Raw genomic sequence first — 20,259 nt, forward strand, 5'->3', positions numbered from 1 at the left:
GCCTCCATACTCCCCTCTCCCCCAAAAAGGGGAGAGGGGAGTATGGAGGCCGTCCTTCGTCACACCTCCCGCACGAACACCCGGGCACCTTCGAGCTTCGTGATGCGGACTGGCACGCCGGGATCGACGAACGGGCCGTCGCTGACGACGTCGAGGTAGTCCTGCCCGATCTCCGCCTTGCCTGCGGGTCGCAACGCGGTGCGGGTGACGCCCTCGTCGCCGACCCGCGGGCCGACGTGGCCTTCCACCTCTTCCAACAGGTCCGGCCGCAACGCCGGCCCGGCGAGGTCGAGTCCCGGGGGAGCGAGAATCATCTGATTGAACAGCGGCATCCGCGGCAGGAAGCGGTTGGAGATCACTCCGAAGGCGATCACCCCGCCCAACGCGGCGACTACCGTCGCCAGCGAGGAGGCCATCCGCTCCGTCGAGAAGCCGACGCCGAACGACTGCATCGCCATCACGAACGAGCCCAGCACCAACAGCCCGCCGGTGATGCCGAACACTCCGAACCCGGGGATCACGAACACTTCAATCGCGATGCAGGCCAACCCCAGCAGGGCCAGCGTGATCTCCAACCACCCGGCCGTCCCGCCGAGGAACTGGCTCCAGAAAAACAGGGCGAAGCAGGTCACCGACAGGATCCCCAGGATCCCGGTGAAGAAGTGCAATTCGAGATACAGCAGCGCCGCCCCGGCGAATAGCAGGAACCAGACCGCCGCGCTGGTGTTCAGGACGAAGACCAACGTGTCCATCCACGTCTTCCCGACCGGGTCGAGGCGAACGTCCGCCGGCACGCCGAGCCGTTGCTTCAACTCATCCCGATCCGCGACCGCCGGGTTCGCCAGCCCCAGGGCGGCGGCCCGATCGGCCGTCAGCACGACCGGTTCGCCCTCGCGGGTCTCCGGGACCAACGCGCCGCGGCGCCATTCGTCGCCCTCGGCGTGGATCTCCGCATCGGTCAGGTACCACTCCCGCCCGGTGCGGGTGTTGGTCACCGCGAAGACTTCGAGGTTCGGATCGGCCAGCGACTCGGCGATCGCCGACGGGCGGCCCTTTTGCTCCGCGAGGAACTTCAACTCCTGCCTCGCGAGCGTCACGTCTTCCGCGGCGGCTTCCCCCTGCTCCGCGGTGAGCGGCCCGGCCCGGCCGATGCGGGCGTTCGGCTCCATGTACAACTCGTCACAGGCCAATGCGACGATCGCCGCGGTGCCGAACGCCTCCTGCGGCACGAAGGCCACCGTGTGCACGTTGCGCTCGGACAGCTCCGCGATCCGGGTGGCGAGATCCTGCCCGGTCACCAGCGAGCCGCCGGGGCTGGTCAGTTCGAACACGATCAGGTTCGCTCCCCGAGCGACGCTGCGGTCGATCTGCCGTTTGACGAACTCCCCGATGATCGGCTCGATCGCCTCGTCGATGCGAATGTAGGCGACCTCCGGCACCCCGCCGGCCGCCGAGGAGGTGCGGAGGGCCGGCAGGTCGTACAGCTTCGCCACCTCCGCCCGCGTCTTCGCGGTCGCGGCGGCCAGCACGCCCAACGCCCGCGCCCGCTCCCCGCTGAAACGGCCCGGCGTGCCCTGCTCCTTCACCCGGTCGACCTGCACGTCGCCGGCGGCGTTCTCGCGGAGCGTCTTCAACTCCTCCGGAGTGACGAGCCGCGTCTCCGCGGCGTTCCCCTCGCCCAGCGTGACCTTCAGCACCGCCTGCCCGGGATCGGCTAGACCGCGGACCAGCGCGGGGGAGACGAACCGGTTGTGGCGCTTCTCCGCCAGCGCGACCACGAACGCCAAATCCGCCTTCTCCAGCGGTCGGCCGCGGCCCAGATCGCCCAATTCGGCGTCGGGGTGCATCACGATCTCTTCGCAGGCCAGCGCGACGATCGCGTTGTTGCCGTCCACCGATTCCGGCACCCACGCCACCGTTCGCACGTCGGCCAATTGGGCGGAGGTGAGGAACTGGGCGAGATCCCGCACCGGCCCGAAGCGGCTCGAACCGGGGGTCAGCTCCAGCACCAGCACGCCCCGCACGCCGGCTTCCTCAGACTGGCGTTGCAGCTTGAGCGCCGCGTTCTGCACCGTGCCGACGACGGCTTCGTCCACCGGGCTGCCGACCTTCACTAGTGCCGCGGGGGTCTTGGCGGAGTCCTTCTCCGCCGCGGCGTCCTGAGCGTCGGCGATCCGGACTCCAAACAGGGCGAACCCGGCGAGAGCGAGCCCGGCGAAGAGAGACGCTGGGGGGCGTGGCGACATAGCGAGCGATCCGACCGAATAGGTGATGCGAAATTGTATCCCCTCAGACCCGCGAAACGGGCGTTCGGACCGGCCGGATCACGGGAACGCGCGTCGGTTTCCGTCTTGCAGACGTTCCCGAGCCGTTGAAAGAACGACAATCGATCGAGTCCCTCTCGTTCGTACCCATCGACCCCGGAATTCGTATCCCACGTTCCCGCAGGCACTTGCAAAGCATCTTCCTGAACTGTTCGTCACTTCGGCACGAGGTTCGCTTCGTCAGCACGACGGAGAGTGACACCCGACCCCCGCAACTCGGTTTCGAGGGAACCGCGGGGCGTCACCGAGACCGGGGGGCGATTCGGCCCCGCCCCGCGACCCATCCCGCCCGCCGACCCTTTCCCCCCGCGTTCACCGCACCGGCCCGGTCGTCCCTCGACGACCGGGCCGTTTCTCTGCGCGCCGTAGAACTCGTCGCGCGCTGTAGAAGTAGAACAGGGCGGGCGGCCGCGAGGCGACCCAGTCCGCACGCTTGGCGCCCGAATGGGGAGTGCGGATGCGGATGCCTTATTTTCGACGCGTTCGCCACGAACGTCGCGACCGACAACGTCGAAACAATGCGTCATCCGACCGGGGGACGCCTCTTACGCCGCTCCGTCGCCGCTCGCTCATGTTCGGTCTCTTCCTCAGGACGCCTCTGCCGAAGTACGTTCGCCGGCGAGTATTGCGCTGGTGCGGGCCCGCATTCGCCGCGGCGGCACTGACGAGCGTTGGCGGCAGCACCGGGGCTCAGGAGACGCACACGCAACTGACGATCGGCTCACACCGAAACGTCACGAACAGCTTCGGTGCAAACCCCGCCAACCCGCTCGGCCTGGATCTGCTGGTCACCGGCCCCGCCCGCACGTCGGCTCCGACGCTGCATGCGGACTCCCTCGGGACGAGGATCAACGCCGCCTACTCGCTGACGGTCTCCGCCGGCGCCAAAGCGAGGCTCGCGGGGCTCACGAACGACGGCAATCTTTCGGTCTCCGGATCCGTCGATACGCTGTTCGACTACTCCGACGGCGCGGGCGGGTCGACGGAGAGCGTGTTCGCGAGCGTGGTGAACAACAATTTCTTAGGGACGTTCAATTCAAGCACATTCGAGACGGGAGACTATTTTAACAGCGCGACCGGAGAGACCTACGTACAAGGCAACAGCACGATGACCGTCCACGGGATTTACGCGGACAGCGGCAAGACCCAAGTCAGCAACGACGGCACGCTGAATGCGACCGGGATCTACCGGAAGGACGCCGGCACGACGCGGATCTTCGGGAACGGCGCCTTAAACGCCCGTGACGTGCGGATCGCCGCCGGCAGCGAGGTCAAAATCGGCTGGGAGGAGACATTTATTTCCCCGGGCGCACCGGACGAAGCAGTCGGCGGCGGCTCGTTAAACGTCACGGAGCGATTGGTCGTCGACGGCACGCTGACCGCCGCGACCGGCCCCGACGGGACCGGCACGTTAACGCTGGCCCCGGGCGCCGTTCTGACCGGTTCCGGCACGATCGACCTGGGCGCGACGTGGCTGCTCGGAACCGTTGCCCCCGGCAACAGTCCCGGCACGATGACCTTCGGCAGCGGGATCACCACAAACTCCGCCACGCGGCTGGAAATCGAACTCGTCCCCACCCCCAACCCCGTCGCCGGGACCGACAACGATCTGATTGCCGTCACCGGCACGGCGACGATCGACGGCGGCACGGTCGTCGCCCAACGGTGGGGCGAGGGCAAGTACTTGTTAGGCACAGAGTACGCCTTCCTCACCGCGGACGATCTGGTGGTGAATCAGGAACTGACCGTCGTCAGCGACATCGTCGGCGTCGGCTTCGGCTCCGCATTCACGGCAGGCGCCGGCGGAAACTACCGATTGATCGTGACCACAGTCACGACGCCGCTGAACGTCGCCGCGAGCGTCAACCAACTCGCCGTCGCGGAGGCCCTGACCACGTGGGGAGGCGGCCCCCTGGTCGCCGCGTTCAACACCGCCGTCTCCGACGCGGGACCGCACGGAGTACCCGGGCAGGAATTGCTGGCCGACCTGTCCGGCGAGTTATACGGCTCGTACCTCACCGATCAGACGCAGAACGCCGCCCGGTTCTTCGATTTCGTGACGGAGCAAACCTGGGGCGCCCCCTACCGCTGCGGGCGCTCCGAAGAGGGGCCGGCCCTCACCGGTTGGCTCGCCGCGTACGGCGTCGGCGGGCGGATCCAAGACGACGGCAATGCCCGCGGGGCCGCATCGAGCGTCGGCGGCGCCGCGTTCGGGCTGACCGTATTCGCCGACGACCGGCTATCCGCGGGCCTGTTCTACGGTCAGGAGAACGGGGAACTGAGCGTCCCGCAGGCCGAGTCCTTCGCTTCGACGGGCGTGTACCGCGCCGGTGGATGGAGCCGGGTGGACGCCGGACCGCTCTACCTGCGGCAGCAAAGTCAGATCGCGTTCGTCGACACGGAAAGCCGACGCTCGTTCGACGCCCATAAGTTGGGCATCGTGACGGGATCCTTCGAAAGCACGACCACAGCCAGCGAACTGGAAGCCGGGCGGCGCTTCGGCGATGCAGCGGCCTACTTCGCGCCGTCGATCGCCCTGCGTTATTTCCACACCAGGCTGGAAGGCTTTCGCGAATCCGGCGGCGACGCGGCGCTGGCGGTGCAGGATTCGTCGCACTCGTCCCTTCGCGCCCGCCTCGGCCTGCGGTCCGGGGCGGCGCTGCCGCCGGCGGGGCGAGTCCCGATGCTGGTGACGCTCGCCGCCTTCTACGAACGAGACCTGAACGACTCCTCGGTTGCCGACGTTGACTCCTCCTTTGTCGGGTCGATGGGTACAGGCGTCGGCCCGACGTTCACCGCCCGCGGCGTGGACTACGCCCGCGACCGCGTGACCCTCGGCCCCGGCGTCGTCCTGGGCGGCGGACCGATGAAGATCGTCGCCGACTACCGCACCGGACTGACCGACCGCAGCGTCGAACACGCCGGCGGCGCCCGGCTCGAACTGTGCTACTGATCGGCGACCGACGCCCAACAACGCCCGACGGGGGCGAACGCATCGGCATTCTCCCGTGTCGGGCGGGGCGCCGGGGAGTAGAATGCCCCCCGGCCTCCTCCCTCCACTGCAAGAAACTGCCGCTTGTCTGATCCGAAACGTGACGATCTCCGCGTCCGCGCCCGCAAAGCGGTGCTCTGCGGGGTCTACGAACCCGGCGATCCCCGGCAGGGCGAAGGCGAGGCTCGCGATCGTCGGCTGGACGAACTGAAAGGGCTCGCCAAGACCGCCGGCGTGAAAGTCGTCGGCGAGTTGATCCAGTCCCGCGAGAACCCGCACCCGGCCCTGTGCTTCGGGACGGGGAAAGCGGAGGAACTCGCTCAGCTCGCCAAGTCGACCGGCTGCGATCTGATTCTGTTCGACAACAACCTCTCCCCGGCCCAGGGCCGCAATCTGGAGAAGGCGACGGAGTCCGTCATCGTCGACCGGTCCGAGTTGATCCTCGATATCTTCGCCGGCACCGCTCAAACGCACGAGGCGAAGCTGCAAGTCGAACTGGCTCAGCTCCTCTACTTCAAACCGCGCCTCAAGCGGCTCTGGACCCACCTCGAACGGATCGAGGGCGGCATCGGCTCCGGTCGCGGCCCGGGTGAAAAACAGCTGGAAACCGACCGCCGGCTGGTCGAGAAACGAATCTCGGAGTTGAAGAAGAAGCTCACGGAGATCGAGGCCCGCCGCGAACGGGAAGCCGACCGCCGCACCGCCCTGCAAACGACCGTCGGCACCGTCGGCTACACGAACGCCGGCAAGAGCACGTTGACCCGCGCCCTGACCGGGGCGGACGTGTACGTCGCCGACAAGCTGTTCGCGACGCTCGACACCCGCACCCGTCGCTGGACCATCCCGGACTTCGACACGGTGCTGCTGTCGGACACCGTCGGGTTCGTCCGCGATCTGCCGCACCACCTCGTCGCCTCCTTCCGCAGCACGTTGGAAGAAGCTCGCCGGGCGGACCTGCTGCTGCATGTGGTCGATGCGAGCGATCCGGAGGCGGAGCAGCACATCGAAACCGTCTACGAAGTGCTGGAGGAGATCGGCGTCCCGATGGACAACATGCTGCTGGTGTTGAACAAAGCGGATGCCGCCCGCGCCTCCGACCGCAGTCTGCTGGACGTGCTGGTGCACGACCACCCGGACGCCGTGGTCGTCTCCGCGACCGAGGGCGAGGGGCTGCTGGATCTGGAAGAAGCCGTCGCCCGCAAGCTGGCCGGCGGCTACGTCGAGGCCGCGGTGGACACCACCCCCGGCAACGGCCGGCTGCTCTCCTTCCTGCAGGAGCACGCCGACGTGCACGGCGAGGACTGGGCCGAGGCCGGCGACAGCGTGACCGTCCGCTGCCGGCTCTCCCGCCGCTGGGCCGACAAGCTCGCCCACGACCCCGACCTCCTCAGCGGCACGAGCGTCCTGCGGCTGCTGCCGAACGGGACTGCGTGCAATGCCCTCCAAGAGTCCGACGCTCCGCTGGCCGCCGCGGGATAGGCGGCGTGAAATCGTCATCACTTTCGGTGCTCAATCCGTGGCTCGGCATCGGAGCCGGTCTGATGGTTACGGCCAGTGCCAGCACGCTGATTACGCTCGTGGAGGACCGCCTGCCATTCCCAATTCAGCCGGCAACGCACATGGACTATGCGACGATCAGTCTCGCACTGCTCGGTCTGTGTTTAAGTAGCCTCGTTGCGGCCGGCTTGAGGTGCCAAGGAGTCTGGCGTCGATGTGGTTCGCTGGGCGAGACTCTCTGCCTGTTTGTTGGTACTTCGCTGGGCGGATTGAGCGGTATTGCGCTTGACCTCATCGAGCGGATGACCTGACTCCTCACTCCTCCTCTTCCACAACCGGCACGCCCGAACCGAGCCGCGGGAGGACGAATCGCACCACATCCCGGCGGGCGCCGCTGTGGGGGAACGTCACGCGTAACCCGCTGAGCTTGTCCCACAGGCCGGGGTTCGCGGCGGTGCTGAGCGTCGCCCCGGCGGGATCGTGACGGAACCGCGTGACTTCGCCCCAGGACAGAATATGAGCGCCGAACGGGCCGCGGGCCTCGGCGCCGGCGTCGTCCAGCGTGTAGGTCGTTTTGAGCAGGAAACCGCGGAACGCGATTCCCGCCGCGACGGCCGCCGCGATGCCCGCCCAGCGAGAATCGAAGATCTCCGCGGCGCCGACGGCGACCGTCAGGGCCGCGGCGGCCAGAAAGGCCAGCGACCACGGGTGCCGCTTCGCGGGATGGTCGCTCCAGGTCAGTTCGCGAACGGCCCGCGCATCGGCGAACGGGTCGCGCTCCGCGAACGGAGCGGCAATCGAATCGGGCGGGGCGGGCAGGTCGTTCACCTCGTCAGCATCGACCGCGTTTCCGATCCGGCAACACCTCGCGCGCCAGGTTCCACCGCCAATCGTCAGCGACTGCGACGCATCAGTTCGAGGCCGCGGGAGAACTCCCTGACGTCCTCAAAACCGTGCAGCACGCTGGCGAATCGCACCGCGGCGACTTCGTCCAATCGCTTCAACGCCTCGAGGATCTGATCGCCGATGAAGCGGCTCGGCACTTCGCCGCGGTCGTACTCTTCCAATAGGTCCGCTTCCAATTCAGCGATCAGTTCGTCGATCTGCGCCAAGGTCACCGGCCGCTTGCGACAGGCCATGATCACGCCGGCCCGGGCCTTCTCCCGATCGAACGGCTCGGTGGAGTGGTCCCGTTTGAGCACCTTCAGCGGAGCCGTCTCCACCTTCTCATAGGTCGTGAACCGCTTGCCGCAGCCGAGGCATTCCCGCCGGCGACGGATCGCTTCCGCGCCCGAGGGGCGGGAGTCGATCACCTTGGTGTCGTTGTCGCGGCAAAACGGGCAGATCATCGAAGCGATCCGAACGGGGACGGTGCGACGCGGACGTCGTGCGATCCGACGCGCGGGCCAAGGGGAGATGCCGAAGGCGGAATGGCGCGAGTGGCGCGATCCCACGACTTGGCGCGGCTGGCGCGACGGGGTCGGATAGGGTACGGCCCGACGCGCCTCCTGCCCAGCCCCTTGTCAGATCGGGACTTAGGGAATATTTCCGGCGTACGGGAGTCCACCGCACGCGCGTTCATTGGCGTCCCGTTCAGTGGTGCAAGCCTGTACCGCATTGACGACACCGGCCGGCGCCGTTGCGGGATGGGCGGCGGGGCTCTAAAGTGCGCGGCCGATCATCGCCCCGTTCGCTCGACCCCGGTCGCTTCGCGAACCGTTCGTACGCCGTTTGCGGCCCGCCGTTCATGTCTCTCGACAAAAGCCTCCGCCGGAAAAGCCGCCTCGTCCGAGCGCGGAACGTCTACACGCGGGAGGAACGCATCCTCCGCCTGCAGGCGATCGAGCGGTGGGAAGAAGGCCAAAGCCCGATCGGCCTGCCCAAGGTGCGGATCGTGCGGACCGTCTCCGGCCGCAAGAAGAAGAAGAAGGCCAAGGACGAGGACGGCGACGACTGATCGCTTGGCGAGCGGGGGGCGTCAGCCCTCTGAGCGTTTGATCTCACGGCGTCGCTGAACCTCTGCGGCGGAAGCTCCAAATCTCAAGGAATCAAGAACCAAACTGAGCGAGACTATCGCTGTTTGGTTCTTGATTTCTTGGTCTTGGAGCTTCTTTATGACCGGCTCGCAATCACCGCCTCGACCTGCGCCAACTGGTCCGGGGTGTTCACGCCGAGCGCCTCTTCAATCGTGAGGGCGGTCTCCGCGGCGACGGTCTCGCCGCGGTCCTTGAGGATTGCGGGGCAATCGGTGAGGTAGTACTCGCCTTGGGCGTTGTTCGGCGAGAGTTCGGCCAGCGAACTCAGCAGCGCCGGGCCGGCGAAGGCGTAGCAGCCGGTGTTGATCTCCGTGACGGCCCGCTCGGCATCGGTCGCGTCCTTCTCCTCGACAATGCGGAGGAAGTTCCCCGCGTCGTCGCGGATCACGCGGCCGAGGCCGTGGTTCTCCTCGGTGACGGCGGAGCCGACCACGCAAGCGGCGTCGGCGGATTCGCGAGCGTCCAACAGCGTCTTCAGGCTCGACGCCGTCACCAACGGCATGTCGCCGTAGAGCACCAGGACCGGGCCGTCGTGTCCCTTGAGGTTCGGCTCGGCCATCATCACGGCGTGGCCGGTGCCCTTCTGCTCGGTCTGCACGGCGAACTCGACGCCCGGCTCGTCCAGCAGCAGACCTTTCACGAAGTCGCCGCCGTAGCCGACGACGACGATCAGCTTGTCGCAGCCGGCGCCGCGGGCGGCGTCCAGCACATGCTTCACGAGAGGCTTGCCGGCCGCTTCGTGGGCGACCTTGGGCAATTCGCTGTTCATCCGGGTGCCCTTGCCGGCGGCAAGGATCACGGCGGCGGTGGACATCTGCGGGACTCGTTCGGGAAGCGGAGCGGGCAACCCTAGCGAAGATCGGACCTTAGAACCGCACGCCGCCACGCAGGATCAGCGATTCGCCCACCTCGAAGTTCTGCGAGGGCGTTTTGCGGAAGGAGACGTCCCGGTTGAACACCACGCCGGCCTCCAGGAACGTTCGCCCCCAGCCCTGCTCCTTGCGGGCGCCGACGATGAATCGCAGGTCGTCGAACTGAACTTCGTCGACCTCCGGCAGCGTGAGGCTCCCGATCGGCCCCGCCCCGTTGCGGGGCGAATACTGCCATGATTCGCGGTTGAACTGCCCTTCGGCGTAGACCCACATCGGTTTCCCCAGCATCGGCCCCCAGAAGTATTCGATGCGCGGGTTGGGGAACACCGCCCGGATCTCCCAGCGATCGCCCGGCCGCCAAACGGCGCCGACCCAGGGCAGGATCAGGTCGTCGACGCGGTCGTAATACTTCGCCCCCGCCACCAGCGTGAGGTCCGGCGCCACGTCGTAGAACAGCGCGGCTCGTCCGTCGTACTGGCGGCCGGCCTCGGTCAGATCCTCCTCGAAGTCCGAGGCAAACGACGGCGTGAAGCCGGCCGTGGCGCTGAAGCCGTTGTACTTCGGCGTCATCACCGCGAAATCGACGCCCAGCCGATGCAGCGCCCCCGGCAGCGGCGGCTGACCGGCCAGCGGGTTGGTCGACGGGCCGGAGAGCGTCCGCAGGCTGTACTCCGGCGCCACGGTGATCACGTCGCCGAAGGCGCCCGGCGAATCGACTTCATAGCGGAAGTCGAACTCCGAGACGGAAAACCGATCCGGTCGTCCCTCGGCGTCCGCGGAGAAGATATGTCCGCCGTCGAAGCGGAACTCCGGGGCGAAGTCGTACGGCTGCGGGCCGTTCACCCCATACGTCTCCTGATACCGCGGCGGAGCGAACTCCGGCCCGATCGGCGTCGTCGGTCCGGCGGGGTGTCCGTAGCTCGGCCCGGCCGGCTGACCGTACGTCGGCCCCATGGGCTGCCCGTAGTTCGGCACGCCCGATTGACCATAGCCGGGTCCGACGGGGACCGCGGGATTCCAACCGGGCGATTGCCCGCGGATCACCGGGGCGGCTTGGACCCGACTCGACAGCAGAGAAGAGACCGGGGGCGCCGGCGGCGTCGCCACGGCGCCGGACAGGGTGGCCGGAATCACGCTCTCGAACGCTCCGTCGTCGTCCGCCCCGTGGTAGTCCGCCCCGTCGTAGTCCGTAACGGGACTTTGGGCGAGGGCGGCGAGCAGAAGGGCGGCGGGCGCGGTCATCTCGTAGCTCCCTGCCCGTTCCGTGCCAATTCGGCGATCCTTCGTCCGCGAAGGGATCGCGGGGCGGCGTTGTAGATTTCACACGCCGCCCGGGTCAACGGGAGCCGGCGGCCCTCGTCTGAACCCGCTACGGGCGGTCGTAGCCCAGGGAGATCATCACGTCGTACAGTTCCGCGTAGGTGATGAACCGACGGCGGTTCTCCAGCTTGTAGCGGTCCACGGCGGAAGCGAGTTCGTCGACCTCGGGCCGTCCGGTGTCGTGCACGGTGCCGAACTGGCGACGCTCCGCTCCGCGGTGAGCGCCGCTGTCCGCCGTGCGGCGGTCGCGGGGCGGCATCGGCGTGTCGAAGGCCGAGCGGTTCTCGGCCGGGGCGTCGATCAGAGCGGGCATGGGGAGTCGGCAGTCGGGGGAGCGGAACAAGCGATCGCCGTAACCCTGCGTCGCCCCCCGCCGCCGGGCGGGGAGCGCTGCGGAAAAATCCTCCGCGCCCGCGGGATCGTGGTTCACCCCGCGGGTTTCGCGGTTCGTGCGGGCGCCCGGCAGGCTCCGTCGGGAGGAATCGTTACCGTTGAGTCCCCCGCCGCCGGAGTTCGCCGTGACCGCCCTGACCGCCTCCCCCGCCCACGAGTTCGTCACCGTCATCGGCGCGGGGGCGATGGGAACCTGTTGCGCGAAGCTGCTCGCGGAGAACGGGCAGACGGTTCGTCTCCTCACCCGCGACGAAGGGCAGGCCCGAGAGTTGAGCGACCGGCGCGAGAACCGCCGGCTGCTGCCGGGGGTGTCGATCCCGGAGTCGATCCTGATCTCCCACGACCCGCTCACGGCGACCGCGGGGGCCGATCGCCTGCTGATCGCCGTCCCGACGAAATACCTTCGCGACTACCTCAGCCAGTTGGCCCCGCAGATTCAGTCGCAGCTGATGCCGCGGACGCCCGCGATCAGCGTGGTGAAAGGGATCGAGTTCGGGTCTTTCCGCCGGCCCTCGGAGATCATCCGCGAGACGCTTGGGGACCGGCCGGTCACCGCGTTGGGCGGCCCCTGCCATGCGGAGGAAGCGGCGAACCGGTTGCCGGCGAGCGTCGTCGCCGCCTCGGACACCCCCGGCGACGCCGAGGCGGTGCAGGCGCTGATGAACTCCGATCGCTTCCGCGTCTACACCAACGAGGATCTCATCGGCGTGGAGTTGGCGGGGGCGTTGAAGAACGTGATCGCGGTCGCCGCGGGGATCTGCGACGGGCTGGGGCTGGGCGACAACTCCAAGAGCGCCCTCATCACCCGCGGCGCCGCGGAGATCGCCCGCTTCGGGGCGGCGTTCGGGGCGGATCTCGCGACCTTCGCCGGGCTGGCGGGGATCGGCGACCTCATCACCAGCTGCGTTTCCGGCCACGGTCGGAACCGGGCCGTCGGCGAGCGGCTCGGGCGAGGCGAGCCGGCTTCCGCGGTCACCGGCGACCTGTTGCAGGTCGCCGAGGGCGTGAACACCGTCCGCAGCGTACTGCCGCTGGCGGAGGAGAAGCGGATTCGCATGCCCGTCTGCCGGGAGGTACATGCCGTGCTGTTCGAGGGCAAACCCGCCGCCGACACCGTCGACGCCCTGATGACCCGCCCGCCGGGCGGGGAGTAAACGTTCTCCCGCTTCGCCGTCGCCGTTAGGCGGCGCGCCACGCTCTCGACGCGCGCCGCCTAGCGGCGACGGCGAAGCGGTGGTTGGCGCAGGGTCACGCCGCGGCTTGGAGCTGCATCTCGGCTCCCATCGCCAGCACTTCGCGGGTCAGGGCGCCGTAGTCCTTGGCTCCGGCGCAACCGCGGGCGTATTTGAAGATCGGCTGGCCGAAGCTGGGCGCCTCCGCCAGCTTGATGTTGCGGCGGATGCGGGTGGAGAAGATCTGCGTGTTGGCCCACGGGGCGCTGGGGTCGGCTTCCTCCAGGAACGCCGTGAGGTCTTCGCAGACGTCCGCGGCCAAACGGGTGCCGCGCTCGTACAGGCACAATGCCACGCCGGAGACGACCAGCCCGCGGTTCAACCGGCGGGCGACCAGCGCCGTCGTCTGGAACAGCTTCGACAGTCCCTGCAACGCGAAGAAGTGCGGCTGCAGGGGGATGATGACTTCGGTCGCGGCGACCAAGGCGTTGATCGTCAGCACGCCGAGGCTCGGCGGACAATCGAACAGGATGAAGTCGTACGGCATGCCGTCGTCGGACGCCTGCGAGGCGTGCCGGGTGAGGGCGGTGCGGAGGACGGTCTCCCGGTTGGGGGCGTCGACCAACTCCAGCTCCGCCGCCGCGAGATCCAAATTCGCGGGCAAAACGTGCAGGGTGCGCTCGACGGGACGAACGCACCGCTCGACCGCCAGATCGCCGCGGAAGACGTCGTAGACCGTCGGTTCGCTCCCGACCGGCTCCAATCCGAGGTGTAGACTGGCGTGTCCCTGCGGATCAAGGTCCACCAGCAGCACCCGGGCGCCCTCCTCCGCCAGACCGGCGGCGAGGTTCACCGCGGTGGTGGTCTTGCCCACGCCGCCCTTCTGATTCATCACCGCCAAAATGCGGGGGCCGTGCGCCGCCTGCGCCGCGTGCGGCTGGCGGAACGGCAGCGTGTCAGAAGACCCGATCGCCGGGTTGTGGGAAGCCGTCATGCGGGGGCGCGTCCGTCGCGGGGGGGAAGCCGGATCCATCCGGCAGATCAGGGTGATCGGTTGTGGTAAACTTCAGATTGAACCCCACACGCTCCGCCCCTACGACGTACCACGAGTCGACCGACGCCCCCGTCCTGTCCGTCGTCGACCGCAAACTCCGCCCCGTGTCCCCCGTCCGCACCGCCGCTGTTTTGCGCGCCGGCTCATGCCGGTTCGCTCGGCGTGTGCGCTTCGGCTGGAGCCGCGGGGCCGCGACGCCGGTCTTCGTCACGCTGGGTGCGCTGGTCGCCTATCTGACCGCGGTGACGGCTCCGGCGTGGCACGCCCACGACCATGCGGGCCACGCGTGCTGCGGAGCGCATCAATCCGTCGAAGCGGAAACGCCGTCCGCCTGCGGGCATGACCACGGGCACGCTCACCACGGGCACAGCCATCACGGACACGCTCACCACGGCCCTTGTGAGTCAGAGGAGTCAGAACGGACCGCCGGCGAGGAACCGGGTTCCTCCCACGACCATGAAGGCGGAAGCGACCACGACTGCCCGGTTTGCGAACTGATCGCGACCGCAGCCACGCCGGTGACGCCGCCGGTCGTCATGGACGTCTGCGCCGCCCCGCCGACCCTCGCGGCGCCCGCGGCGCCGGATCGTCGGGCGGTCTTTCTTCGCACGCAGAACGCTCGGGGACCGCCGCGGGGCTGATGCGCCCCGCCCCCTCTCTCCGGCGTCGCTCTCGGCGTCGGCCCCCGCGTTCCCCGCTGCCCGGCGGCGTGACGTGCGGCAGCGTGCCGTGTCTTCGGACCGGTCGCCGCCCCGCGCCCGTCGAGCGGAATTCTTCCCTCCATGGCCTCTCTCCACCTCCGCCGTCCCGCTCCCGCCCCGTCCATCCGCCTTCGCCGTGGGCGAACAGGCTTCACGCTGATCGAACTGCTGGTGGTCATCGCGATCATTGCGGTGCTCGTCAGCCTGCTGCTGCCCGCGGTTCAACAGGCCCGCGAAGCCGCTCGGCGCACCCAGTGCACGAACAACCTCAAGCAGATCGGCCTCGCCCTGCACAACTATCACGGGCGGGTCGGCTCCTTCCCCCCGGGCTTTCTGGCGGTCGACGCCGCGGGCCGACCGCATCTCGACGGCAACAACGGCTTCGGCTGGGCCGCGTTTCTACTGGCGGACCTCGATCAAGGACCGCTGCACTCCGAGTTGGACTTTAAACACTCGCTGATCGATCACGAGGACCACGACCACGACGCGGACGATCACGATCACGCGACCGAAGCCGGGAGCAATCTCGAACTGATCCGCCGCCCGCTCACGGTGTTCCGCTGCCCCACGGACGACGGCCCCGAGACGTTCGAATTGGAACTGGGCGGGCACGGCCACGACGACGACGCGGACGACGACCACGGCGACGAGGAAGAGCACGTCGAATTGGGCGCCTCGAACTACGCGGCGATCTTCGGCGGCTTCACCGACCTGCACGCCATGGAGGACTGGGACGAGAACGTCCAGCGCAAGGGCGACGGGATGTTCTACCAGAACAGTTCCACGCGCTTCCGCGACCTGCGGGACGGAACGACCAGCACGATCGCCGTGGGCGAGCGCGTCACGCAGGCGTACCGCCCCACCGGCCCGCAGTTGGAAATCTTCCCCTCCTGCTGGGCGGGCGTGGTGCCGGAGGGCGAAGAGGCGATTACTCGCGTCCTCGCCCTCACCGATCACGCCCCGAACGCCGGCGAGCACCCTGAAGATCTCTCCAGCCACCATCCCGGCGGCGCGAACGTGCTGCTGGGCGACGGCAGCGTGCGGTTCGTCTCCGAATCGATCGATCCGACCACCTTCGCCGGCGCCGGCACGATCGCCGGCAGCGAAGTGCTCAAAGACTTCTGAGCCTACATTCTGCTGAAACTTTCGTAACGGCGAGGCCCCGCGGAGCCTCGCCGTTACAGATCTCGGCGTTACAGCGGGTGGCAGCCGTCGACGACGCCCGCCTCGGAGGGGGACGTGTCCAGCGCCCGCCGGGCGCGGTTCCGTTCGTCCACCAGGACGACGGTCGGCTTGTGCGCGAGGGCTTCCTCGTCGTCGAACCGGGCGTAGGTGCAGATGATCACGAGATCGCCCGTCGCCGCTTTGTGGGCGGCGGCGCCGTTGACGCAGATATCTCCGCCGCCCGCCGGCCCGGGGATCGCGTAGGTGGCGAACCGCGTCCCGCGAGTCACGTTGTAGATCTCGATTCGCTCATGCGGAAAGATATCCGCGGCCTCCATCAGGTCGGCGTCCACCGTGAGGCTGCCTTCGTAATGCAGGTCGGCGTCGGTGACGGTGGCCCGATGAATCTTGGCGTTCAGCAGCGTACGGCGCATATGTCGCGAGCGAGGGGTCGCGGAAAGAGTGAGGGAGAGCGGCGCGGCATCTTAGCGTCCTGTCTCCGGACGGAAGCCGGCGGCGGCCGTCGGCTTGCGGTTTGCGGGCGTCGGTTCTAGATTCCCGTCCCCGAACCGGCCCGCGCGGGCCGGTGTCGGAACCTGCACGGAAGAGCCGTCGTCCCACGGCGATTCCGTCCCGGTTCGGTAGCTCAGTTGGTAGAGCACAGGACTGAAAATCCTGGTGTCGTGGGTTCGATTCCCACCCGAACCACTTGTCGTTCGGCCGGTGGAACGTCCCGGCCCCTTCTCTTGAAGTCCTCGCCGCGGCCCCGATCAGCCGGGCTGCCGGGCGACGGAGCCGCCGACGCTCAGCTGGGCGGCCTTCTCGATGCCGCGACGCGACGCCGGTACGCTTTCGGGCGACTCTTTCCCCACGGAAACACGAGCGGTCGCCCATGTCGAAGAATGCTTTCCCTGCCGCTCTGGGATTCTGCATCGCCCTCGCGGCGCTGGCCGCGCCCGGTCGGGCCGCGGAACCGTCACCAAACGATTCCGGGGCGGACGACGCCCCGCCGAACGTGTTGTTCATCGCGATGGACGACCTCAACGACTGGATCGGCTGCCTCGGCGGACATCCGCAGGCGTTGACGCCGAACCTCGATCGTCTGGCCGCCAGCGGCGTGCTGTTCACGAACGCTCACTGTGCGGCGCCGGCCTGCAATCCGTCGCGGTCCGCGATCTTCACCGGGCGGGCGCCGAACGTCTCCGGCCTGTACGAGAACGGGCAGGCGATGCGGGAGATCATGCCCGACGCCGTGCTGCTGCCGAACCACTTCCGGCAGCACGGCTACCGGGCGAGCGGGTCGGGCAAGATGCTGCATTACTTCATCGACGCCCAATCCTGGGACGAATACTTCCCGGCGAAGGAAACCGAGAACCCCTTCCCGGAGACGTTCTACCCGAAGCAGCGGCCGGTCAGCCTGCCCCGCGGCGGGCCGTGGCAGTACGTCGAAACGGACTGGGCCGCCCTCGACGTGACCGACGAGGAGTTCGGCGGCGACCACGCCGTCAGCGGTTGGATCGGCGAACAGCTCTCGAAGGAACAAGACCAGCCGTTCTTCCTCGCCTGCGGCATCTATCGCCCGCACGAGCCGTGGTTCGTCCCGAAACAGTACTTCGAGCCGTTCCCGCTCGACTCCGTCCAGCTGCCGCCCGGTTATCTGGAGAACGATCTCGACGACGTGCCGGCCGCAGGGGTGAAGGCGGCGAAGAACCGCTACTTCGCTCACATCCAGGAGCAGGACCAGTGGCGGCAGGGCGTGCAGGGCTATCTCGCGTCGATTCATTTTGCCGACGCGATGCTCGGCCGCGTGCTGGACGCTCTGGAAGCGGGGCCGAACGCGGACGACACGATCGTCGTGCTGTGGTCGGACCACGGCTGGCAGTTGGGCGAGAAAGAGCACTGGCAGAAGTACACCCCCTGGCGGGCCGTGACGCGGGTGCCGTTGATGGTCCGCGTGCCGGAGGGCGTTTCGCCGACCCTGCCCGCGGGGACGACGGCGGGCGGGGTGTGCGGGGAGCCGGTGAACCTGCTGGGCCTGTTCCCGACGCTGACGGAGCTGTGCGGCGTGCCGTCGAAGGAGGACAACGACGGCCACAGCCTGCTGCCGCTGCTGAAAAACCCGACCCCGGCGGACCCGGCGACCGCTTGGCCGCATGTCTCCACGACCTTCCTCTCGAAGCCCGGCAGCTACGCCGTCAGCGGGCGAACGCACCGCTACATCCGCTATGCCGAGGGCGGCGAGGAACTGTACGACACCGCCGCCGATCCGTACGAGTGGACGAATTTGCTGGCCAAGCCGCCTGAGTCGCTCGCCCCGGCCGAGGCCGCGGCGCTGGCGAGTCTCAAAGCAGCGGCCCCCGCGGACTTCGCGGAGTATCAGCAGCGATCCATCAACACACTGATCGCGCTCGCCCTTCAAACGCCGGGAGCCGCCGGCGTTCCGCCCTCCAAGCCGGACGGCGGCACGTTCCCGGTCTATTTCATCAACGAGTCCGAGAGCCCGGTCGAACTGTTCTGGTCCACGCCTGAAGGCGGCCTGAAGTCCTACGGCACGGTCGGGGCCGGCAAAACGAAGTCCCAGCAGACGCGCCCCGGCGCCGTCTGGGCGTTCGCCGCCGCGAACCGCCCGCGGGGCGAATCGCCTCGACCGCGGGGCTATTTCGTCGTCGACGATCGCAAGGCCCGGGCCGTCATCCCCGCAGCGCCGTGAGGCGGCCGCTCAGCCGAGCGTGACGATCGGCAGGGACTTGAGATTCTCGGTCTTCACCGGGACCGGTTCGTCGTCGGCCAGCAGAGTATCCGACAGGAACAACAGGAGATCCCGCAGCGGGGCCGGTTCGATCGACTCCGCGACGGCGACGGCCCGCTCGCGGCAGCGGTCGATGAGCGTCTCCGCCGTGGAAAACACGTCGTGCCGCTCGAACAAACGCCGCAGGCGGCCCACGTTCAACGCCGGGGCGTCATTGGACGCCAGCCACGCGGCGACGGCCTCGCGTTCCTCGCGGGTCGCCCGCTTCAACGCGAGCGCCAGCAACACCGTCGGCCGCAGCGCCGCGGCGTCGCCGCCGGCGGCGAGCTTGTTGTCCGCGTCGCCCCGCCAGTCGGCGAGGTCGTTGCGAATCTGGAAGCCGGCGCCGGCCTGACGGGCGAACGTGGACACGGCGTCCTTCGTTTCCTGCGAGACCTCCCCGGCCAGTCGCAGACCGGCCAGCATCGCCGCCTCGAATGCCGGCGCCGTCTTCAGAGCGTACACCTGCAGGGCGTCCAGCGGTTCGAATTCCAGATCGGGGTCGGCACGCCAGGCCATCTCCGCCCCCTGCCCGTCGCAGAGCTTCTGGTGGGCGTCCGCCATCGCGGCGGTCAGTTCGGCGCTGACCTGCGGGGAGCCGCCGTCGTTCGGGTCGGCGGTGTTCGCCAGCAGGCGGTAGCCCAATCCGATCAGCCAGTCGCCGAAGTTGATCGCCCGGCCGATGCCGTGCGAGACGTGCAGCGCCGGCTTGCCATAGCGATGCTCGTCGTCGTCCTGAATGTCGTCGTGGGCGAGGCTCGCTTTGTGGAACGCCTCGATCGCGATCGCGGCCCGGGCGACGGAGGCGGGCACCTCGATCTCTTCCTCCTTCGCCGTCAGGGCGCCGCCGCCGGTCATGGCGTCGTGGGCGGCGAGGGTGATGAACGGCCGGAATCGCTTGCCGCCGTGGGCGAGGAACTCCCGAGCGACGTCCGCCGTCTGCTTCACCGCCCGGAAGCCGGTCGATTTCGTGGGCGGGACGAGCGGGTCGAGGCGATCCGGTTCGAACAACCGTTCGGCCGTCCGCATCAGCGGGACGTAGCTGTCGCGGCCGGGGCCGGTCAGCGGTTCGTAGCGGTCCAGGACTTCCCAGATCCACGACTCGTCGAGCGTGGTGTTCTTGCAGTCGCCGCTGTGCAGCGGGACGGCGTAGCTCGGTACGCCGGCGACCAGCACCTTGTCGATCGCCTTCTCCAACACGTTCAGACAGGCGACGCCCAGGATCCCGTCCACGTAGCCGCTGACGATGATCTTCAACACGATCGGCGAGCCCTCGGCGACCAGCACCTTGTAGCCGAGCTTCTCCGCGGTGACCTTGTAGTCCGCGATGGAGCAGGCGCCGCACTTCTCGCAGTCGAGGCCGAACTCGTCGTACTCCGCCGGGCAGCCCTCGGCGTGCTTGAGGCAGTGCGGAAGGAGCAGCAGGCGACGCTCGAACGGCGTGGCGAGGAACTGCTTCCGCCAGACGGCGTTGCCGATCATCACGGCGGCGAAGCCCAAGTACTCCTCGCCCAGCCCCTTCTGTTCCAGCAGCGTCCGGCCGTGGGCTTCGAGCTGCCGCTTGTTCATCCGCTGACGCAGATCGAGCGTCGCGGTGAACTCCGCGGCGGCGTCCCGCAGCGCTTCCCGCTCCGCCAGCGTGCCGGGGACCGCTTTGAGATGCGAGGTGCTTTTGCGTTTGGTGCGCTTCTGGGGAGCGACGTCGTCGTCGGTGAAGCGGCTGGTCGCCTGCGGTTTCTTCGTCGCCCCGTTTTTCGGAGCCTCAGCGGGCTGACGCCCGCCGCTCGCCGGCGGGTTGAGTTTCGAGACGAGCCGCTTCCCCGGCGAGTCGCCGTGCGGAACGGTCCCCGATCGATCGAGCGTGTCGCCTGTCTTGGAGACGATGGTGTCCGTCGAGACGAGCGACACGCGGAACTCCGGGGAAGGCAGGGGGGCGGGGCGAACCG

At 68.4% G+C, this 20,259-nt stretch carries 17 protein-coding genes and 1 tRNA gene; 9 read left to right on the forward strand and 9 right to left on the reverse strand.

Features of this window, described 5'->3' with window-relative positions; genetic code table 11:
- Nucleotides 1-59 precede the first annotated feature (59 nt).
- The gene (locus LzC2_RS13570) at nucleotides 60-2,246 is read right to left on the reverse strand and encodes an NfeD family protein (protein WP_171187855.1); all 2,187 of its coding nucleotides are present in this window, start codon (nucleotides 2,244-2,246) and stop codon (nucleotides 60-62) included.
- 649 nt (nucleotides 2,247-2,895) lie between these two features.
- On the opposite strand from LzC2_RS13570, the gene LzC2_RS13575 reads away from it, so the two are divergent.
- The 3 genes from LzC2_RS13575 to LzC2_RS13585 all read left to right on the forward strand — a co-directional run bounded on the left by LzC2_RS13575 (nucleotide 2,896) and on the right by LzC2_RS13585 (nucleotide 7,124).
- Nucleotides 2,896-5,277, forward strand: coding sequence for an autotransporter family protein (locus LzC2_RS13575; protein ID WP_171187857.1), 2,382 nt, complete (start codon nucleotides 2,896-2,898; stop codon nucleotides 5,275-5,277).
- A gap of 123 nt (nucleotides 5,278-5,400) precedes the next feature.
- Nucleotides 5,401-6,795: a GTPase HflX gene (gene hflX, locus LzC2_RS13580; protein WP_171187859.1), complete on the forward strand. Its 1,395-nt coding sequence runs from the start codon at nucleotides 5,401-5,403 to the stop codon at nucleotides 6,793-6,795.
- Nucleotides 6,796-6,800: 5 nt separating this feature from the next.
- On the forward strand, nucleotides 6,801-7,124 hold the full coding sequence (locus tag LzC2_RS13585) for a hypothetical protein (protein ID WP_171187861.1): 324 nt from the start codon (nucleotides 6,801-6,803) through the stop codon (nucleotides 7,122-7,124).
- Between the two features lie 4 nt (nucleotides 7,125-7,128).
- On the opposite strand, the gene LzC2_RS13590 is transcribed toward LzC2_RS13585, so the two are convergent.
- Both LzC2_RS13590 and nrdR read right to left on the reverse strand, forming a co-directional pair.
- Nucleotides 7,129-7,641: a hypothetical protein gene (locus tag LzC2_RS13590; protein ID WP_171187863.1), complete on the reverse strand. Its 513-nt coding sequence runs from the start codon at nucleotides 7,639-7,641 to the stop codon at nucleotides 7,129-7,131.
- 65 nt (nucleotides 7,642-7,706) lie between these two features.
- Nucleotides 7,707-8,162: a transcriptional regulator NrdR gene (nrdR, locus tag LzC2_RS13595; RefSeq protein ID WP_171187865.1), complete on the reverse strand. Its 456-nt coding sequence runs from the start codon at nucleotides 8,160-8,162 to the stop codon at nucleotides 7,707-7,709.
- A 398-nt stretch (nucleotides 8,163-8,560) separates the two neighbouring features.
- Between nrdR and LzC2_RS13600 the strand changes: the two genes are divergently transcribed.
- Nucleotides 8,561-8,770: a small basic protein gene (locus LzC2_RS13600; RefSeq protein ID WP_171187867.1), complete on the forward strand. Its 210-nt coding sequence runs from the start codon at nucleotides 8,561-8,563 to the stop codon at nucleotides 8,768-8,770.
- 155 nt (nucleotides 8,771-8,925) lie between these two features.
- On the opposite strand, the gene LzC2_RS13605 is transcribed toward LzC2_RS13600, so the two are convergent.
- The 3 genes from LzC2_RS13605 to LzC2_RS13615 all read right to left on the reverse strand — a co-directional run bounded on the left by LzC2_RS13605 (nucleotide 8,926) and on the right by LzC2_RS13615 (nucleotide 11,354).
- Complete coding sequence (locus tag LzC2_RS13605) at nucleotides 8,926-9,663, reverse strand: sugar phosphate nucleotidyltransferase (RefSeq protein WP_171187869.1); 738 nt, start codon at nucleotides 9,661-9,663, stop codon at nucleotides 8,926-8,928.
- Nucleotides 9,664-9,715: 52 nt separating this feature from the next.
- Nucleotides 9,716-10,963 (reverse strand): hypothetical protein, encoded by a 1,248-nt coding sequence (locus LzC2_RS13610; protein WP_171187871.1) that lies wholly within the window; start codon nucleotides 10,961-10,963, stop codon nucleotides 9,716-9,718.
- A gap of 127 nt (nucleotides 10,964-11,090) precedes the next feature.
- Complete coding sequence (locus LzC2_RS13615) at nucleotides 11,091-11,354, reverse strand: hypothetical protein (RefSeq protein ID WP_171187873.1); 264 nt, start codon at nucleotides 11,352-11,354, stop codon at nucleotides 11,091-11,093.
- 178 nt (nucleotides 11,355-11,532) lie between these two features.
- Here LzC2_RS13615 and LzC2_RS13620 point away from each other — a divergent pair, with 178 nt between their 5' ends.
- Nucleotides 11,533-12,588, forward strand: a complete 1,056-nt coding sequence (locus LzC2_RS13620) for an NAD(P)H-dependent glycerol-3-phosphate dehydrogenase (RefSeq protein ID WP_246255000.1) — start codon at nucleotides 11,533-11,535, stop codon at nucleotides 12,586-12,588.
- A gap of 94 nt (nucleotides 12,589-12,682) precedes the next feature.
- On the opposite strand, the gene LzC2_RS13625 is transcribed toward LzC2_RS13620, so the two are convergent.
- Nucleotides 12,683-13,600 carry a ParA family protein gene (locus LzC2_RS13625; RefSeq protein ID WP_246255001.1) on the reverse strand — a complete coding sequence of 306 codons (918 nt, stop codon included), beginning with the start codon at nucleotides 13,598-13,600 and terminating at the stop codon, nucleotides 12,683-12,685.
- A 224-nt stretch (nucleotides 13,601-13,824) separates the two neighbouring features.
- Here LzC2_RS13625 and LzC2_RS13630 point away from each other — a divergent pair, with 224 nt between their 5' ends.
- Together LzC2_RS13630 and LzC2_RS13635 are read left to right on the forward strand one after the other, a co-directional pair.
- Nucleotides 13,825-14,301 (forward strand): hypothetical protein, encoded by a 477-nt coding sequence (locus LzC2_RS13630; RefSeq protein WP_171187875.1) that lies wholly within the window; start codon nucleotides 13,825-13,827, stop codon nucleotides 14,299-14,301.
- A gap of 141 nt (nucleotides 14,302-14,442) precedes the next feature.
- Nucleotides 14,443-15,486: a DUF1559 domain-containing protein gene (locus LzC2_RS13635; protein ID WP_171187877.1), complete on the forward strand. Its 1,044-nt coding sequence runs from the start codon at nucleotides 14,443-14,445 to the stop codon at nucleotides 15,484-15,486.
- Between the two features lie 68 nt (nucleotides 15,487-15,554).
- Here LzC2_RS13635 and panD read toward each other — a convergent pair whose 3' ends face one another.
- Nucleotides 15,555-15,959: an aspartate 1-decarboxylase gene (panD, locus tag LzC2_RS13640; protein WP_171187878.1), complete on the reverse strand. Its 405-nt coding sequence runs from the start codon at nucleotides 15,957-15,959 to the stop codon at nucleotides 15,555-15,557.
- A gap of 201 nt (nucleotides 15,960-16,160) precedes the next feature.
- Between panD and LzC2_RS13645 the strand changes: the two genes are divergently transcribed.
- A tRNA-Phe gene (locus tag LzC2_RS13645) sits at nucleotides 16,161-16,233 on the forward strand.
- Nucleotides 16,234-16,417: 184 nt separating this feature from the next.
- Nucleotides 16,418-18,235 carry a sulfatase-like hydrolase/transferase gene (locus LzC2_RS13650; protein WP_171187880.1) on the forward strand — a complete coding sequence of 606 codons (1,818 nt, stop codon included), beginning with the start codon at nucleotides 16,418-16,420 and terminating at the stop codon, nucleotides 18,233-18,235.
- Between the two features lie 9 nt (nucleotides 18,236-18,244).
- Here LzC2_RS13650 and LzC2_RS13655 read toward each other — a convergent pair.
- Nucleotides 18,245-20,259 (reverse strand): polyprenyl synthetase family protein (locus tag LzC2_RS13655; RefSeq protein WP_315854669.1); only part of this gene is annotated, 2,015 nt, incomplete at its 5' end.

It is taken from the genome of Alienimonas chondri (assembly GCF_013036045.1).
GTDB classification, from domain to species: Bacteria; Planctomycetota; Planctomycetia; order Planctomycetales; family Planctomycetaceae; genus Alienimonas; species Alienimonas chondri.

What these genes read in the sequence shown, in the direction of transcription:
- LzC2_RS13570 (WP_171187855.1), bottom strand. Translation starts at nt 2,246, where the DNA reads ATGTCGCCACGCCCCCCAGCGTCTCTCTTCGCCGGGCTCGCTCTCGCC.
- LzC2_RS13575 (WP_171187857.1), top strand. Translation starts at nt 2,896, where the DNA reads ATGTTCGGTCTCTTCCTCAGGACGCCTCTGCCGAAGTACGTTCGCCGG.
- nrdR (WP_171187865.1), bottom strand. Translation starts at nt 8,162, where the DNA reads ATGATCTGCCCGTTTTGCCGCGACAACGACACCAAGGTGATCGACTCC.
- LzC2_RS13600 (WP_171187867.1), top strand. Translation starts at nt 8,561, where the DNA reads ATGTCTCTCGACAAAAGCCTCCGCCGGAAAAGCCGCCTCGTCCGAGCG.
- LzC2_RS13605 (WP_171187869.1), bottom strand. Translation starts at nt 9,663, where the DNA reads ATGTCCACCGCCGCCGTGATCCTTGCCGCCGGCAAGGGCACCCGGATG.
- LzC2_RS13610 (WP_171187871.1), bottom strand. Translation starts at nt 10,963, where the DNA reads ATGACCGCGCCCGCCGCCCTTCTGCTCGCCGCCCTCGCCCAAAGTCCC.
- LzC2_RS13615 (WP_171187873.1), bottom strand. Translation starts at nt 11,354, where the DNA reads ATGCCCGCTCTGATCGACGCCCCGGCCGAGAACCGCTCGGCCTTCGAC.
- LzC2_RS13625 (WP_246255001.1), bottom strand. Translation starts at nt 13,600, where the DNA reads ATGACGGCTTCCCACAACCCGGCGATCGGGTCTTCTGACACGCTGCCG.
- LzC2_RS13635 (WP_171187877.1), top strand. Translation starts at nt 14,443, where the DNA reads ATGGCCTCTCTCCACCTCCGCCGTCCCGCTCCCGCCCCGTCCATCCGC.
- panD (WP_171187878.1), bottom strand. Translation starts at nt 15,959, where the DNA reads ATGCGCCGTACGCTGCTGAACGCCAAGATTCATCGGGCCACCGTCACC.
- LzC2_RS13650 (WP_171187880.1), top strand. Translation starts at nt 16,418, where the DNA reads ATGTCGAAGAATGCTTTCCCTGCCGCTCTGGGATTCTGCATCGCCCTC.